12 protein-coding genes are annotated in these 14,515 nt (G+C 72.7%); 9 read left to right on the plus strand and 3 right to left on the minus strand.

Going from position 1 to position 14,515, the window contains the following annotated elements; genetic code table 11:
* Positions 1–256 precede the first annotated feature (256 nt).
* Both sucC and sucD read left to right on the plus strand, forming a co-directional pair.
* Positions 257–1,435: an ADP-forming succinate--CoA ligase subunit beta gene (gene sucC / locus ACH414_RS16920; protein WP_382532359.1), complete on the plus strand. Its 1,179-nt coding sequence runs from the start codon at positions 257–259 to the stop codon at positions 1,433–1,435.
* Positions 1,436–1,454: 19 nt separating this feature from the next.
* On the plus strand, positions 1,455–2,339 hold the full coding sequence (gene sucD, locus ACH414_RS16925; protein WP_382532357.1) for a succinate--CoA ligase subunit alpha: 885 nt from the start codon (positions 1,455–1,457) through the stop codon (positions 2,337–2,339).
* Positions 2,340–2,454: 115 nt separating this feature from the next.
* On the opposite strand, the gene ACH414_RS16930 is transcribed toward sucD, so the two are convergent.
* Positions 2,455–3,909 (minus strand): sigma factor-like helix-turn-helix DNA-binding protein, encoded by a 1,455-nt coding sequence (locus tag ACH414_RS16930; protein WP_398942233.1) that lies wholly within the window; start codon positions 3,907–3,909, stop codon positions 2,455–2,457.
* A 128-nt stretch (positions 3,910–4,037) separates the two neighbouring features.
* On the opposite strand from ACH414_RS16930, the gene ACH414_RS16935 reads away from it, so the two are divergent.
* Positions 4,038–5,696, plus strand: coding sequence for a DUF6350 family protein (locus ACH414_RS16935; protein ID WP_398942235.1), 1,659 nt, complete (start codon positions 4,038–4,040; stop codon positions 5,694–5,696).
* Position 5,697: 1 nt separating this feature from the next.
* Here the strand turns inward: ACH414_RS16935 and ACH414_RS16940 are convergent, their stop codons facing one another.
* Complete coding sequence (locus ACH414_RS16940) at positions 5,698–6,372, minus strand: hypothetical protein (protein WP_382532351.1); 675 nt, start codon at positions 6,370–6,372, stop codon at positions 5,698–5,700.
* 217 nt (positions 6,373–6,589) lie between these two features.
* Here ACH414_RS16940 and purN point away from each other — a divergent pair, with 217 nt between their 5' ends.
* From purN to ACH414_RS16955, 3 genes are all read left to right on the plus strand, one after another.
* Positions 6,590–7,216: a phosphoribosylglycinamide formyltransferase gene (gene purN / locus ACH414_RS16945; RefSeq protein ID WP_382532349.1), complete on the plus strand. Its 627-nt coding sequence runs from the start codon at positions 6,590–6,592 to the stop codon at positions 7,214–7,216.
* Positions 7,194–8,756, plus strand: a complete 1,563-nt coding sequence (gene purH, locus ACH414_RS16950) for a bifunctional phosphoribosylaminoimidazolecarboxamide formyltransferase/IMP cyclohydrolase (RefSeq protein WP_386568236.1) — start codon at positions 7,194–7,196, stop codon at positions 8,754–8,756. Before purN ends, purH begins: the two co-directional genes overlap by 23 nt.
* 708 nt (positions 8,757–9,464) lie before the next feature.
* Positions 9,465–10,904 (plus strand): DUF2079 domain-containing protein, encoded by a 1,440-nt coding sequence (locus tag ACH414_RS16955; protein ID WP_382532345.1) that lies wholly within the window; start codon positions 9,465–9,467, stop codon positions 10,902–10,904.
* Between the two features lie 64 nt (positions 10,905–10,968).
* Here the strand turns inward: ACH414_RS16955 and ACH414_RS16960 are convergent, their stop codons facing one another.
* On the minus strand, positions 10,969–11,559 hold the full coding sequence (locus ACH414_RS16960; RefSeq protein WP_382532343.1) for a DUF3824 domain-containing protein: 591 nt from the start codon (positions 11,557–11,559) through the stop codon (positions 10,969–10,971).
* A 235-nt stretch (positions 11,560–11,794) separates the two neighbouring features.
* Between ACH414_RS16960 and ACH414_RS16965 the strand changes: the two genes are divergently transcribed.
* The 3 genes from ACH414_RS16965 (at position 11,795) to ACH414_RS16975 (ending at position 14,424) form a co-directional block, all read left to right on the plus strand.
* Entirely contained in the window at positions 11,795–12,655 is an 861-nt protein-coding gene (locus ACH414_RS16965; protein ID WP_382532341.1) for a bifunctional methylenetetrahydrofolate dehydrogenase/methenyltetrahydrofolate cyclohydrolase, read from the plus strand.
* 2 nt (positions 12,656–12,657) lie between these two features.
* Positions 12,658–13,146 carry a DUF3017 domain-containing protein gene (locus ACH414_RS16970; protein WP_382532339.1) on the plus strand — a complete coding sequence of 163 codons (489 nt, stop codon included), beginning with the start codon at positions 12,658–12,660 and terminating at the stop codon, positions 13,144–13,146.
* A gap of 288 nt (positions 13,147–13,434) precedes the next feature.
* Complete coding sequence (locus ACH414_RS16975; RefSeq protein ID WP_382532337.1) at positions 13,435–14,424, plus strand: malate dehydrogenase; 990 nt, start codon at positions 13,435–13,437, stop codon at positions 14,422–14,424.
* Positions 14,425–14,515 lie beyond the last annotated feature (91 nt).

The following is a 14,515-nucleotide window of genomic DNA, read 5'->3' on the forward strand; positions in this document are numbered from 1 at the left end:
CCTGCCACAAGGGTGCCGGGGGAGCCGGCCGCCCCCTCCACGGAACGCCCCGCCACCCCTACGTTCTGTGACCCGTATCACCGCTCCGTTGTGATCTGCGATTTAGGGACCCACGTCCCACGGGGATAACCTGCGAGACGGACATGCCGCGTCCACGGACACCGTGTACGCCTCCCTAGTGACAGCGCAGTCACGTTGCCCTCCGCGGCACGCCCACGCAGACAACGAACCGCGATCATCTAGAAAAGGGACGCGCGTGGACCTGTTCGAGTACCAGGCGAGGGACCTCTTCGCCAAGCACGGTGTACCGGTGCTGGCCGGTGAAGTCATCGACACGCCTGAGGCGGCGCGCGAGGCCACCGAGCGGCTTGGCGGCAAGTCGGTCGTCAAGGCGCAGGTGAAGGTCGGCGGCCGCGGCAAGGCCGGCGGCGTCAAGCTGGCCGCCAACGCGGACGAGGCCGTCGCCCGCGCCACGGACATCCTGGGCATGGACATCAAGGGCCACACGGTCCACAAGGTGATGATCGCCGAGCTGTCCCCGGAGATCGAGGCCGAGTACTACGTCTCGTACCTGCTCGACCGCACCAACCGCACCTTCCTGGCCATGGCCTCGGTGCAGGGCGGCATGGACATCGAGGAGGTCGCGGAGAAGACCCCCGAGGCCCTCGCCAAGGTCCCGGTCGACGCCAACCACGGCGTGGACATCGAGAAGGCCCGCGAGATCGTCGCCCAGGCGAAGTTCCCGGCCGAGGTCGCCGAGGGCGTCGCCGAGGTCCTGGTCACCCTGTGGGACACCTTCGTCGCCGAGGACGCCCTCCTCGTCGAGGTCAACCCCCTGGTCAAGACCAAGGACGGCCGCATCCTGGCCCTCGACGGCAAGGTCTCGCTCGACGAGAACGCCGACTTCCGTCAGCCCGAGCACGAGGCGCTCGAGGACAAGGCCGCAGCCAACCCGCTCGAGGCTGCTGCCAAGGCCAAGGGCCTCAACTACGTGAAGCTCGACGGCGAGGTCGGCATCATCGGCAACGGCGCCGGCCTGGTCATGTCGACCCTGGACGTCGTCGCGTACGCCGGTGAGAACCACGGCGGCGTGAAGCCGGCCAACTTCCTCGACATCGGCGGCGGCGCCTCCGCCGAGGTCATGGCGAACGGCCTGGAGATCATCCTGGGCGACGCGGACGTCAAGTCCGTGTTCGTCAACGTCTTCGGCGGCATCACCGCCTGTGACGAGGTCGCCAACGGCATCGTCCAGGCCCTGGAGCTCCTCGCCTCGAAGGGCGAAGAGGTCACCAAGCCGCTGGTCGTGCGCCTCGACGGCAACAACGCGGAGCTGGGTCGCAAGATCCTGTCGGACGCCAACCACCCGCTGGTTCAGCGCGTGGACACCATGGACGGCGCGGCCGACAAGGCCGCCGAGCTCGCGGCTGCGAAGTAAGGGACGAGGACACACAGCCATGGCTATCTTCCTCAACAAGGACAGCAAGGTCATCGTCCAGGGCATGACCGGTGCCACGGGCATGAAGCACACCAAGCTCATGCTGGGTGACGGCACCAACATCGTCGGTGGCGTGAACCCGCGCAAGGCCGGCACGACCGTCGACTTCGACGGCACCGAGATCCCGGTCTTCGGCACCGTCGCCGAGGCGATGAAGGAGACCGGCGCCAACGTCTCGGTCCTCTTCGTCCCGCCGGCCTTCGCCAAGGCCGCCGTCGTCGAGGCGATCGACGCCGAGATCCCCCTCGCCGTCGTCATCACCGAGGGCATCGCCGTCCACGACTCCGCCGCGTTCTACGCGTACGCCGTGGAGAAGGGCGGCAAGACCCGCCTCATCGGCCCGAACTGCCCCGGTCTCATCACCCCGGGCCAGTCCAACGCCGGCATCATCCCGGGCGACATCACGAAGCCGGGCCGCATCGGCCTGGTCTCGAAGTCCGGCACGCTGACGTACCAGATGATGTACGAGCTCCGTGACATCGGCTTCTCCTCCGCCGTCGGCATCGGTGGCGACCCGGTCATCGGCACCACGCACATCGACGCCCTGGCGGCCTTCGAGGCCGACCCGGACACCGACCTGATCGTCATGATCGGCGAGATCGGCGGCGACGCCGAGGAGCGTGCGGCCGACTTCATCAAGGCCAACGTCACCAAGCCGGTCGTCGGCTACGTCGCGGGCTTCACCGCGCCCGAGGGCAAGACCATGGGCCACGCCGGCGCCATCGTCTCCGGCTCCTCCGGCACCGCCCAGGCGAAGAAGGAGGCCCTGGAGGCCGCCGGCGTCAAGGTCGGCAAGACGCCGACCGAGACGGCCAAGCTGGCGCGCGCGATCCTCGCGGGCTGACTCCAGGCGTAGCCGTCCGCGGCTGCTCCCGCCGTACGTGAAGGGGCCCCGCCCCACCCGGTCGCCCGGGTGGGGCGGGGCCCCTTCGTCCTGGCCCGGCGCCGCCCGCCCGCCGTTACTCCGCCCGGGGGATCAGCCGCTCCGGGCCGGGGTTCGGCCGGGAGCGCAGCATGTCGCGGAGCTCCTCGTCCTCCGGGCCCAGCTTCTGCGGCCCGCCGCGGACCGGGACGCCCTCGACGACCTCGCCGGGCGCGTTCACGGGGATGTAGCGGGTCGGCGCCGTGGACACCGTGAAGGCCGTGACGCCGATGAGCGCCGCGGTCACCCCGAAGACGGCCCGGGTCAGCAGTCGGCTGCGCCGCTCGCTGCCCGTGCGCACGCTGCGCGCCGCGGGGAGGGTCGCCGTCGGCGCCTCCGCGACCAGGGCGCTCAGTCGCCGTTGCAGCGCCTCGGGATCGGCGAGCCCGGGGACCCGCTGGCCGATGACGGTGCGGGCGTGCAGCAGCCGGTTCCCGGCCGCCGGGGTGCTCGCCTCGGTCTCCGCCGCCGTCTCCGGCAGGTCGAGGCCGAGTCCGTCGTACAGCAGCACGGTGCGCCGGTACGGGGGCGGCAGCTCCAGGAGTGCCCCGAGGAGGGCGCGCCGGGAGGCCTCGGTGGGCGCCGCGTCGGGGTGCCGGTGGCGCCGCCGGAAACGGTGCCACGGGGAGAGGGCGTACTCGTACGCCGCGGCGCGCACCCAGCCGACCGGGTCGCGGTCGACGGCGACCTCGGGCCAGTGCTGCCAGGCGTGGTGGAACGCGTGCTCGACGGACTCGCGGGAGAGGCTGCGGCGCCCGGTGAGCAGATAGGTCTGGTGGACGAGACCGGGGGCGGCGTACGCGTACAGCGCGTCGAACGCCTCCTCGGGCGTGAGCCCGGCCTCGACCGGCTCGACGGGCCCGGACGCCTCGGGGGTTTTCGCGGCCGCCGCGGCTCCAGCGGTCTCAGCAGTCCCGGCGGCCTCAGCACTCCCGGGGGGCTCTGCGGGCGTGCCGCCCCTCGTGTCGGCGGCCGGTCCGGCGCTGCCCTTCGCGCCGCCGGTGAGGGTCGCCGCCTCGGCCGTCGTCCCGGCCGTGGTCCCCGCCGTGGTCCCGGCCTTCGCCCCCGCGCTCGCCCCGGCCCTCGCGGGAGTCCGCTCCGTGGCCGGTTTCAGGCGTTCCTGGTGGGACGCGGGGGGCGAGGGGGTGCCCGTCGGGCTCATCGGGTTCGTCGGGTTCATCGGGGTCGAGGGGGCCTTGGGCGGGCGCGCCGAGCCCTTGGCGGCGGCACGGGGCCGGGTGGCGGCCGGGGCCGGCCGGGCGGGCTTCTCCGTGCGGGGCGCCGTGGGCTCCTCGTACACGCCGAGCAGCTTCGCGTACGCCTCCCGCTTGCGGCCCCTCGGGGCGCTGCGGCCGGTCTCCCAGGACCGGACGGTGGCACGCGTGACACCCATGGCCTCCGCGACCTGCTCCTCGCTCAGCGAGAGGGCCTCGCGCAGGCGCCGCCGCTCCTTGGGGGAGGGCAGCGAGACGGCCTGACTCGTCGGACTCATCGGTGACGACCTCCCGCGGTGCAGCCGGTGCGACTCTGGGCCGAAAAGTACATAAACGTATCTTGAGCGACACAACGGCCATTCGCCTGTTACGAGGGCAAACCGCGTGTCGCTGGCAGCATGGCCCCGTGACGCAAGTGACCGAGCACCCCCTGCCGTTGTCACCCGAGGTCCCGTCCCAGGGGGCCCGCTCCGCCGCCCTGGCCACCGCGTTCGTGCGCGGCGGCGTCGCGGCGGGCCTCGGGCTCGGGGCGCTGGCCGTGCTCGTGACGGCGGCCTGGATCGCCTCCCCGTTCCCCGACAGCGGCCCCGGCGGGGCCCTGCACACCGCCGCGGGACTCTGGCTGCTCGCCCACGGCGCCGACCTGATCCGCACCGACACCCTGACCAGGGTCCCCGCGCCCCTCGGTGTCACCCCGCTGCTGCTCAGCGCCCTGCCGCTGTGGCTCGCGCACCGCGCCGCCCGGGACACCCTCGACCCCGACGACGGGCAGCCGGCCCCCTCGACGAGCGGCGCCATCGCGGCCGTGACGGGCGGATACCTGCTGGTCGCGGCCGTGGTCGTGGTCTACACCGAGAGCGGGGAGCTGCCCGCCGACCTGGTCACCGCCGGGGTGTGGACGCCCCTCTGCGTCCTCGCCGCGGCCGCCGCGGGCGCCTGGACCGCGCACGGCAGGCCGTTGCCGGGCCGGGAGCAGACGGCCGCCGCCCTGCGCGCCGCCGGGCTCGCGCTGGGCGTCCTGTGCGCCGGCGGCGCCGCCGTCGCGGCGGCCTCGATGGTCTGGCACGCCGGCGACGCCCAGGCCTCCCTCGACGGCCTCGCGGGCGAGTGGTCGGGGCGGGCCGCCGTCGTGCTGCTCGCCGTCGCGCTGCTGCCGAACGCCGTCGTCTGGGGCGCCTCCTACGGCCTCGGCCCCGGCTTCTCGGTCGGTACGGGTGCCCTGGTCACCCCGCTGGGCTTCGCCGGCACCCTCGCCGTGCCCGACTTCCCGCTGCTCGCCGCCCTGCCGGCGGAGGGCCGCGGCACGTGGCTGCACTGGACGGCCGTCGCCGTCCCGGCCGTCGCCGTGCTGCTGCTCGGGCACCGGGTGGGGCGCGCGGCCCGCGGCTGGGAGCTCCGGGAGGCGGTCCAGGCCGCGCTCGGTGCCTCCTGGGCGTGTGGGGCGGCCGTGGCCCTGCTCGCCGCGCTGTCCGGCGGCCCGCTCGGTGCGGGGCGGCTCGCGGCCTTCGGTCCGGTGTGGTGGGAGGCGGGGGCCGCGGCGGTGCTGTGGGGCTCGGTCGTGGGCGTGCCGACGGCGCTCGCGGTACGGGCCTGGGGGCGCCGCGCTCCCCGGCCGACGACGGCTGCCGTGCCGGCGGCCACGCCCGTACCGGCCGACGGACCGGCCAACGGAGCTGCGAACGGACCGGCCAGCGGACCGGCCAACGGACGGGCGAACGTGTCCCCGGCGCCGGAGCCCCGGGAGCCGGCCGCCGACGTGGCCCCCGACGCGCCGCCCCATCTGGGCGCCCTGGCCGTCATGGACGCCATGGATGCCAGGGATGGCCTGGGCGGCCTGGACGACATGGGCGGCCTGGGCGGCATGGACGACGGTGCGGGCGGCGAGGGGTACGGCTTCCTGCCGGCTGCCTGGGAGCCCGCGGCGGAGCCGCTCGCGCCCCCGTCGGCTCCTTCGCCCGCGCCCGCGCCTCCGCGGCCGTTCCCGGAACCGCCCCCCGCCCGGGCCCCGGAACCGGCCGCCGGACCGGCCCCCGGCCCGGCCCCCGAACCACCCGGCCAAGCGTGACCTACTCGCGCACCCCGAAGGTGTCCTGCAGCGGCTTCGGCAGCAGGTCGTTGCAGGCCAGCTCGGCCTGCTTGGTCAGGGCGTCGTCCCGGCACTCGTAGAAGTCCCGGTAGACGAGGTGCATCGCGAAACCGCTGGCGACGATCATCAGGGCCACCGAGGAGGCGACCAGACCGCTGATCGCCGCCGTCCGCTTCGACCGGGCCGCCCCGGCCGCCGCCGCGACCTGCACCGGCGTCAGCGGACCCTCGGTCGCCTCCGGGGCCTTCAGCCGGGTGCGCAGCGCGCTGATCGCCCAGTACAGGCCGAGCGCGCCGAGCAGCAGGGCCAGCTGGGGGATGTCGAAGATCGCGAAGAAGAACGCCCACATGCCCGAGAGCACCGCGTACCGCGCCCGGCGCTGGGCCGGGTCGGTCGGATCCCAGCGCAGGCCCGGACCCTGACCGCCCTCGGGACCGCCCTGCCCGCCGCCCGGACCGCCCTGCCCGCCCGAGGGCTGCTCGGGGCGGCGGCCGAAGCCGTCGGAGGAACGTCCCGGCTGGCTGCTGCTCCACCCCGGGCCCGCGGAACCGTCCTCGGAGCCCTCTGGGCGCCGCGGCTGCCACGGCTGCTCGGGCTGCCCCTCCGGCGGCGGCGCGAACGGGTTGTTGTCGTTCGTGGACTGGCGATCCGGCATGTGCTGGACGTCTTCCCTCTGTCTGTAGTGCGCGGGTGTGGCCTGCTGTGGCACGTCGTCGGACCCTGACGCTACCCCCCTGCCCCGCCCCCGTCCCGTGGGGGCCGTCCGGAGTGCCGGTATCGTTGCTGACGGCCGACCCCTTCGTAGGGTTCCCCGTATCGCGGGCTGCGATTCTTTCGTAGGACCGCACAAACACCACGGAAAGAGTGACCCAGTGGCTGCCGCCCGCCTCGTCGTCCTGGTCTCCGGGTCCGGCACGAACCTCCAGGCCCTGCTCGACGCCATCGCCGCCGACCCCGAGGGGTACGGCGCCGAGGTCGTCGCCGTGGGCGCCGACCGCGACGGGATCGCGGGCCTGGAGCGGGCCGAGCGGGCCGGGATCCCCACCTTCGTCTGCCGGGTCAAGGACCACGGCAGCCGCGAGGAGTGGGACCGCGCCCTCACCGAGGCCACCGCCGCCCACGAGCCGGACCTCGTCGTCTCGGCCGGCTTCATGAAGATCGTCGGCAAGGAGTTCCTCGCCCGCTTCGGCGGCCGGGTCGTGAACACCCACCCGGCCCTGCTCCCCAGTTTTCCCGGTGCCCACGGGGTGCGCGACGCCCTCGCCTACGGGGCGAAGGTCACCGGATGCACCGTCCACTTCGTCGACGACGGCGTCGACACCGGCCCGATCATCGCCCAGGGCGTGGTCGAGGTGCGGGACGAGGACGATGAGGCCGCGCTCCACGAGCGCATCAAGGACGTCGAGCGCTCGCTGCTCGTCGAGGTCGTGGGGCGACTCGCCCGCAACGGCTACAGCATTGAGGGACGAAAGGTTCATGTCGGTGAACGACACCGTTAAGCCCATCCGCCGCGCGCTGGTCAGCGTCTACGACAAGACGGGCCTCGAGGAGCTCGCCCGTGGACTGAACGAGGCCGGGGTCGAGCTCGTCTCCACCGGCTCCACCGCGTCGCGGATCGCCGCGGCCGGCGTCCCGGTCACCAAGGTCGAGGAGCTCACCGGCTTCCCCGAGTGCCTCGACGGGCGCGTCAAGACGCTCCACCCGCGGGTGCACGCCGGCATCCTCGCCGACCTGCGCCTCGACTCCCACCGCGAGCAGCTGGCCGAGCTGGGCGTCGAGCCCTTCGACCTGGTCGTCGTGAACCTCTACCCGTTCCGCGAGACCGTCGCGTCCGGCGCGAGCGCCGACGAGTGCGTCGAGCAGATCGACATCGGCGGCCCCTCCATGGTGCGCGCCGCCGCCAAGAACCACCCGTCCGTGGCCATCGTCACCGACCCCGGCGCTTACGGCGCGGTCCTCGACGCGGTCAAGGAGGGCGGCTTCACGCTGGCCCAGCGCAAGCGCTTCGCCGCCCAGGCCTTCCAGCACACCGCCGCGTACGACGTGGCCGTGGCCTCCTGGTTCGCCGACGACTACGCCGCCGCGGACGACTCCGGCTTCCCCGACTTCCTGGGCGCCACCTACGCGCGCAAGAACGTGCTGCGCTACGGCGAGAACCCGCACCAGGGCGCCGCGCTCTACGTCGACGGCACGGGCGGCCTCGCCGAGGCCGAGCAGCTGCACGGCAAGGAGATGTCCTACAACAACTACACGGACACCGACGCCGCGCGCCGGGCCGCGTACGACCACGACGAGCCCTGCGTCGCGATCATCAAGCACGCCAACCCGTGCGGCATCGCGATCGGCGCCGACGTCGCCGAGGCGCACCGCAAGGCGCACGCCTGCGACCCGCTCTCCGCGTTCGGCGGCGTCATCGCCGTCAACCGCCCCGTGTCGGTCGAGATGGCCGAGCAGGTCGCCGAGATCTTCACCGAGGTCATCGTCGCCCCGGCGTACGAGGACGGCGCGGTCGAGGTCCTGGCGAAGAAGAAGAACATCCGCGTGCTCAGGGCCGAGGGCGCCCCGAGCAACCCGGTCGAGGTCAAGCCCGTCGACGGCGGCGCCCTCCTCCAGGTCACCGACCGCCTCCAGGCCGCGGGCGACGACCCGGCCAACTGGACCCTCGCCACCGGCGAGGCCCTCTCCGCGGACGAGCTCGCCGAGCTCGCCTTCGCCTGGAAGGCCTGCCGGGCGGTCAAGTCCAACGCGATCCTGCTCGCCAAGGACGGCGCCTCGGTCGGCGTCGGCATGGGCCAGGTCAACCGCGTCGACTCGGCGAAGCTGGCCGTCGAGCGGGCCGGCGAGGAGCGGGCGCGCGGCTCGTACGCTGCTTCCGACGCCTTCTTCCCCTTCCCCGACGGCCTGGAGATCCTGACGGCCGCGGGCGTCAAGGCGGTCGTCCAGCCGGGCGGATCGGTGCGCGACGAGCTGGTGATCGAGGCGGCCGCGAAGGCCGGCGTGACGATGTACTTCACCGGGACGCGTCACTTCTTCCACTGAGTGGGCCGACGAGGGCCCGCCGGTGCGCATGCGCCGGCGGGCCCTCGTGCACAGCGGCACGGCAGCGCTCCTCCCTGCCCGGCCGGGGCCCGCCGGCGACGGCGGGCGGCGCACCTGTCATCGCGGGGCCCCGGCATTTCCCGGGCCCCTTTCTTCACGCAGAGAGCGGTCAAGGATTTCTGACAGGCGGCGCGCCGGAGCGTGCCGTACCTCGCGGTGTCGGCGCCCTGCGCGTCGTCTTTCGCCGGGGCGATTCTTCCCTCTCGGATTCGACGGCGACGGCGTGGGAATTCTCTGCGCCGCCCCTTCCGCACGTCGTGTTCCTCGGCCTTCTTGACGGCTTCGCGTCCCGGCTTCATCCCGCCGGAACCGGCCTTGCGGGGCCCTGCGGAGCGGCCCTGCGGACCTGTGGTGCGGGGATGACGGTCGGGCGGCGAGATGCCTCCCTCCCGCTGGGGCGCGCGGCACACAGAAGATTCCGTCGTTCGGAACCGCTTGTTCCGAAAGGCCGTTTCGGTCCGACGTTCCTGAAATGCGGCCATCCGCTGACGCGTATTCCTTGTGCGGTTCCCGAGCCTCCGGTCCGTACTCGCGGCAATTCCAGCCGGTCAATGTGATCCGAGTCACATCGGGCCGCTTCTTAGGCGACTCTGGTCTAATGGGTTGCTCTTTTGTCGGCGGCTGGTCCATGGGGGCGCGGTGCTGGATATGCAGAACGGATCCACGGCGGAGCCCTCCGCCCCCGAGGCGGGCGGCGGACCGCCGGACGGGCTCTCCCCGGCTCCGCTGCGCCCGTACGCGGTCATCGCCGGCGTGCTGTGCGCCCTGTACTTCCTGTACTCCTGGGTCCAGTACACGCAGTTCCGCAACCCGTCCTGGGACCTGGGGATCTTCGAGCAGTCGGTGCGGTCCTACGCCGAGCTGCGCGCCCCGATCGTCGACATCAAGGGACCCGGCTTCCTCATACTCGGGGACCACTTCAGCCCGGTGACCGCGCTCCTCGCGCCGCTCTACTGGGTCTGGTCCTCCCCCCTCGCCCTCCTCTTCGCCCAGGCGGCGCTCTTCGCCGCCTCCGCGGCCGTCGTCGGCCGCACCGCCCAGCAGGTGCTCGGCAGCCGGGCCGCCGGCATCGGCATCACCGTCGCCTACGGGCTCTCCTGGGGCCTCCAGGAGGCGGTCAAGTCCGACTTCCACGAGATCGCCTTCGCCGTCCCGCTGCTGGCCCTTACCTGCCGGGCCCTGCTCCTCGGGCGCTGGACCGCCGCCGTCGCGTGGGCCGTGCCGCTCGTCCTCGTGAAGGAGGACATGGGGCTCACCGTCGCCATGGTGGGCGCGGTCCTCTTCCTGAAGGGCCGGAAGCGGCTCGGCGCGGCCCTGGCCGGCTTCGGGGTGGCGTTCTTCGCCCTCACCGTCCTCGTCCTCATCCCGGCCGCGAGCAAGGTCGGCCAGTACGACTACTGGGCCAAGATCGAGAAGACCGGCGAGGGGGCGGACGTCTCGCTGCTCGACTCGGTCGTCGGCGCCTTCGGCCCCGGCGACAAGTGGGAGATGGTCTTCTTCCTCGTCGGCATCACCGGCTTCCTCGCGCTGCGCTCGCCGCTGATGCTGCTCGTCCTGCCCACGCTGGCCTGGCGCTTCCTCTCCCAGGACCCCAACCACTGGGGCATGATCTGGCACTACAGCGCCATCCTGATGCCCGTCGTCTTCCTCGCCCTGGTCGACGCGGTCCGCGCGGTGCGGACCTCGCCGCGCCCCTGGCTCGTGGCGTACGGGAGGGTCGTCGTCCCCGTCGTCACCGCGATCGCGCTCGTCCACGCCATGGACCTGCCCCTGCGCGAGCTGCTGCGCTCCGAGACCTACCGCACGGACGCCCGCACCCTGGACGCGCGGCGCGCGGTGGCGGCGGTGCCGGAGGGGGCCAGCGTGGAGACCAACGTGACGCTGATGGCCCACCTGACCGCGGACCACACGGTCTACTGGGTCGGCGGGGCGACCGGTGTCAGCCCCGACTACCTCGCCCTCGACCTCGCCTCGGGCTGGTCCCAGCCGATCACCGACCCGGTCGGCCTCGCCTCCCAGCTGCACCCCGAGGCGCGCTACGCGGTCGCGGCGCAGGCGGGGCAGTTCGTGGTGCTGAAGCGCGGCTAGACGCCCTGCGCACGCCGAAGGGGCCCGGTTCCGAGACGGAACCGGGCCCCTTCGCGTACGTGGATCAGTACTGCTGGCGCGGCCGGTTGAACCAGGCCGAGCCGTCCGCCTTCGCGCAGAAGACGATGATGATGACGCCCAGCGCCATGCTGACGACACCGAGCGGCAGCGAGAAGATGCTGAACAGCACGATGAACGACGCGTACACGATGGAGCAGATGCGCACGCCGTTGCCGCCGGACTTGAACTTGGCGGCCAGGACCATGGCGAGGACGGCGAAGATCAGCGAGAAGATGCCCGCGAAGATCATCAGGCCCTTGCCGAAGCTGGCGAAGGTCTCCGCGTCGGCGGAGGAGACGCCGGAGTCCTCCAGGTTGCTGTCGAAGGCGAAGCCCATGGCGATGGCGACGAGGCCGCCGATGAGGTTCAGGCCGCCGATGATCCACAGCATCACGCGGGCCGCCTTCACCCCGCCCGGCATCTCCGTCGGACCGGCCGGGTAGCCGCCGTACTGGTTGACCGGCGGGGCGGCCGGGTAGCCGTAGCCCTGCTGCGGCGGGACGCCCTGCGGGGTCTGCTGCGGGTAGCCGTAGCCGGGCTGCTGGCCCTGGGGCTGCTGCTGGCCGTAGGGGTTGTTCGGTTCGCCGAAGCTCATCGAGGTTCCTCCGTGGATTTCTGTGCGGGGACTGCGCGGTCCGCGCGGAGGAATTTTGACCACGTGTTTCACGACGTATGAGCGGTTTTGCCCCCCGGCACTGCCCGCGGCACTGCGCGGATCATCGTGGTCAATACGACGACTCCTTGTCCAGTCGATACGCAGCGCAGTTGTGCAAGTGCAACGTTCGGTTCCGAATTGGAAACGGGCGGGGGTCATCCGGGAGGATGGCCGCATGAGCGCCCAGATTCTCGATGGCAAGGCCACCGCGGCCGCGATCAAGTCCGAACTGACCGCCCGTGTGGCGGCCCTCAAGGAGCGGGGCGTCACGCCCGGTCTCGGCACCGTCCTGGTCGGCGACGACCCGGGCAGCCAGAAGTACGTCGCGGGCAAGCACCGCGACTGCGCGCAGGTGGGCATCGCCTCCATCCAGCGCGAACTGCCCGCCACCGCCACCCAGGAGGAGATCGAGGCGGTCGTCCGGGAGCTCAACGAGGACCCGGCCTGCACCGGTTACATCGTGCAGCTGCCGCTCCCCAAGGGCATCGACGAGAACCGCATCCTGGAGCTCATGGACCCGGCCAAGGACGCCGACGGTCTGCACCCGACCAACCTCGGCCGGCTGGTCCTGAACGAGCCCGCCCCGCTGCCCTGCACCCCGTACGGCATCGTCCGGCTGCTGCGCGAGCACGGCGTGGAGATCAACGGCGCGGAGGTCGTGGTCGTCGGCCGCGGCGTCACCATCGGGCGCCCGATGCCGCTGCTGCTGACCCGCCGCTCCGAGAACGCGACGGTCACCCAGTGCCACACCGGCACCCGCGACCTCTCCGCGCACCTGCGCCGGGCCGACATCATCGTCGCCGCGGCCGGTGTGCCGCACCTGATCAAGCCGGAGGACGTGAAGCCGGGCGCGGCCGTCCTCGACGTCGGCGTCTCGCGCAACGGCGAGGGCAAGATCCTCGGCGACGTCGACCCCGGTGTCGCCGAGGTCGCCGGCTGGATCTCGCCCAACCCGGGCGGCGTCGGCCCGATGACCCGCGCCCAGCTCCTGGTCAACGTCGTCGAGGCCGCCGAGCGCGCGGCCGGGGTGCTCTGACCGTGTCGTCCTCCGGCACCTCGGAGGAGCCGACCGGGGCCGCCGCGGAGGCCGTCGCCCCGGCCGCGGCGGACGCCGCGCCGGCCGAGGCCCCGCGCCGCCACCCCCGGGCGAAGCTGACCACCGGGACCGTGCGCCCCGAGGGCGGCGGCCGTGCGGCGCCCGGGGACGCGTCGGCGCCCGCGCGCCAGTGGCCGCTGCTCACCGTGCTCGGCATGACCGCGCTGGGTCTGCTGATCGTGGGCACCGACCTGTTCCCGCAGGCGTTCCGGGTCGGTGCGCTCCTGGTCGGTGCCGCGCTCCTGACCGGCGCGGTGCTGCGGCGGACCCTGCCGTCGGTGGGCATGCTGGCGGTCCGCTCGCGCTTCACCGACATGATCACGTACGGGGTGATGGGCGCCGTGATCGTGCTGCTGGCGCTCATGGTGCAGCCGGAGCCCTGGCTGAAGATCCCGTTCCTGGAGGACGTCCTCCACCTCACGGTGACATGAGCGGGCGCCCGTCCTCTCCCCCGAGGGAGGACGGGCGCCGCCGTGATCAAGGGTCATGTACGTGCCAACGGCTCTTCAAGGGCTCCCGGGGGCTTGTGGCACGGAGGTGACCGTTCCGGTACCTGGGTGGCAGTGAGCCGTCACACAAGGGGGTGGGGGTTCGGCAGGGCCCGGGTCGGATAGCCTGACCGACGGATATCTCTTCACGTCGAGACAAGGATCGATCAAGAGGGGTATCCCGCACCAGGGGCAGGGACCCCCACCGCCAGCTGTCTTACGGAGATCGCCATGACCCGCACTCCCGTGAATGTCACCGTGACCGGCGCGGCCGGCCAGATCGGCTACGCGCTGCTCTTCCGCATCGCCTCCGGCCACCTGCTCGGCGCGGACGTGCCGGTCAAGCTCCGCCTGCTGGAGATCCCGCAGGGCGTCAAGGCCGCCGAGGGCACCGCCATGGAGCTCGACGACTGCGCCTTCCCGCTCCTCAAGGGCATCGACATCTTCGACAACCCCAACGCGGGCTTCGAGGGCGCCAACATCGGCCTGCTCGTCGGCGCCCGTCCGCGCGGCCCGGGCATGGAGCGCGGCGACCTGCTCGCCGCCAACGGCGGCATCTTCAAGCCGCAGGGCGAGGCCATCGCCGCCCACGCCGCGGACGACATCAAGGTCCTGGTCGTCGGCAACCCCGCCAACACCAACGCCCTGATCGCCCAGTCCGCCGCCAAGGGCGTCCCGGCCGAGCGCTTCACCGCCATGACCCGCCTGGACCACAACCGCGCCCTGACGCAGCTGGCCCAGAAGACCGGCTCCTCGGTCACGGACATCAAGCGCCTCACCATCTGGGGCAACCACTCCGCGACCCAGTACCCGGACATCTTCCACGCGGAGATCGCCGGCAAGAACGCCGCCGAGGTCGTCAACGACGAGGCGTGGCTGGCCGACACCTTCATCCCGACCGTCGCCAAGCGCGGCGCCGCGATCATCGACGCCCGTGGCGCGTCCTCCGCGGCCTCCGCCGCCAACGCCGCCATCGACCACGTCCACACCTGGGTCAACGGCACCGCCGAGGGCGACTGGACCTCCATGGGCGTCCCGTCCGACGGCTCCTACGGCGTCCCGGAGGGCCTGATCTCCTCCTTCCCCGTCACCTGCAAGGACGGCAAGTACGAGATCGTCCAGGGCCTGGAGATCAACGAGTTCTCCCGCAAGCGCATCGACGCCTCCGTCAAGGAGCTGTCGGAGGAGCGCGACGCGGTGCGCGAGCTCGGCCTGATCTGAGCCCCACCCCGCTCCTCACCCACGACGCCCCCGGCCCGTTCGGCCGGGGGCGTCGTGCGTTCTATGCTGTCCCCTCACCTGACGCCCCTGT

It is taken from the genome of Streptomyces sp. NPDC020422, from assembly GCF_044386705.1.
Taxonomy (GTDB): Bacteria; Actinomycetota; Actinomycetes; order Streptomycetales; family Streptomycetaceae; genus Streptomyces.

Coding starts and splice junctions, on each gene's coding strand:
- ACH414_RS16960 (WP_382532343.1), bottom strand. CDS start 11,559: ATGAGCTTCGGCGAACCGAACAACCCCTACGGCCAGCAGCAGCCCCAG.
- sucD (WP_382532357.1), top strand. CDS start 1,455: ATGGCTATCTTCCTCAACAAGGACAGCAAGGTCATCGTCCAGGGCATG.
- ACH414_RS16965 (WP_382532341.1), top strand. CDS start 11,795: ATGAGCGCCCAGATTCTCGATGGCAAGGCCACCGCGGCCGCGATCAAG.
- ACH414_RS16930 (WP_398942233.1), bottom strand. CDS start 3,909: ATGAGTCCGACGAGTCAGGCCGTCTCGCTGCCCTCCCCCAAGGAGCGG.
- ACH414_RS16940 (WP_382532351.1), bottom strand. CDS start 6,372: ATGCCGGATCGCCAGTCCACGAACGACAACAACCCGTTCGCGCCGCCG.
- purH (WP_386568236.1), top strand. CDS start 7,194: ATGTCGGTGAACGACACCGTTAAGCCCATCCGCCGCGCGCTGGTCAGC.
- ACH414_RS16975 (WP_382532337.1), top strand. CDS start 13,435: ATGACCCGCACTCCCGTGAATGTCACCGTGACCGGCGCGGCCGGCCAG.
- ACH414_RS16955 (WP_382532345.1), top strand. CDS start 9,465: ATGCAGAACGGATCCACGGCGGAGCCCTCCGCCCCCGAGGCGGGCGGC.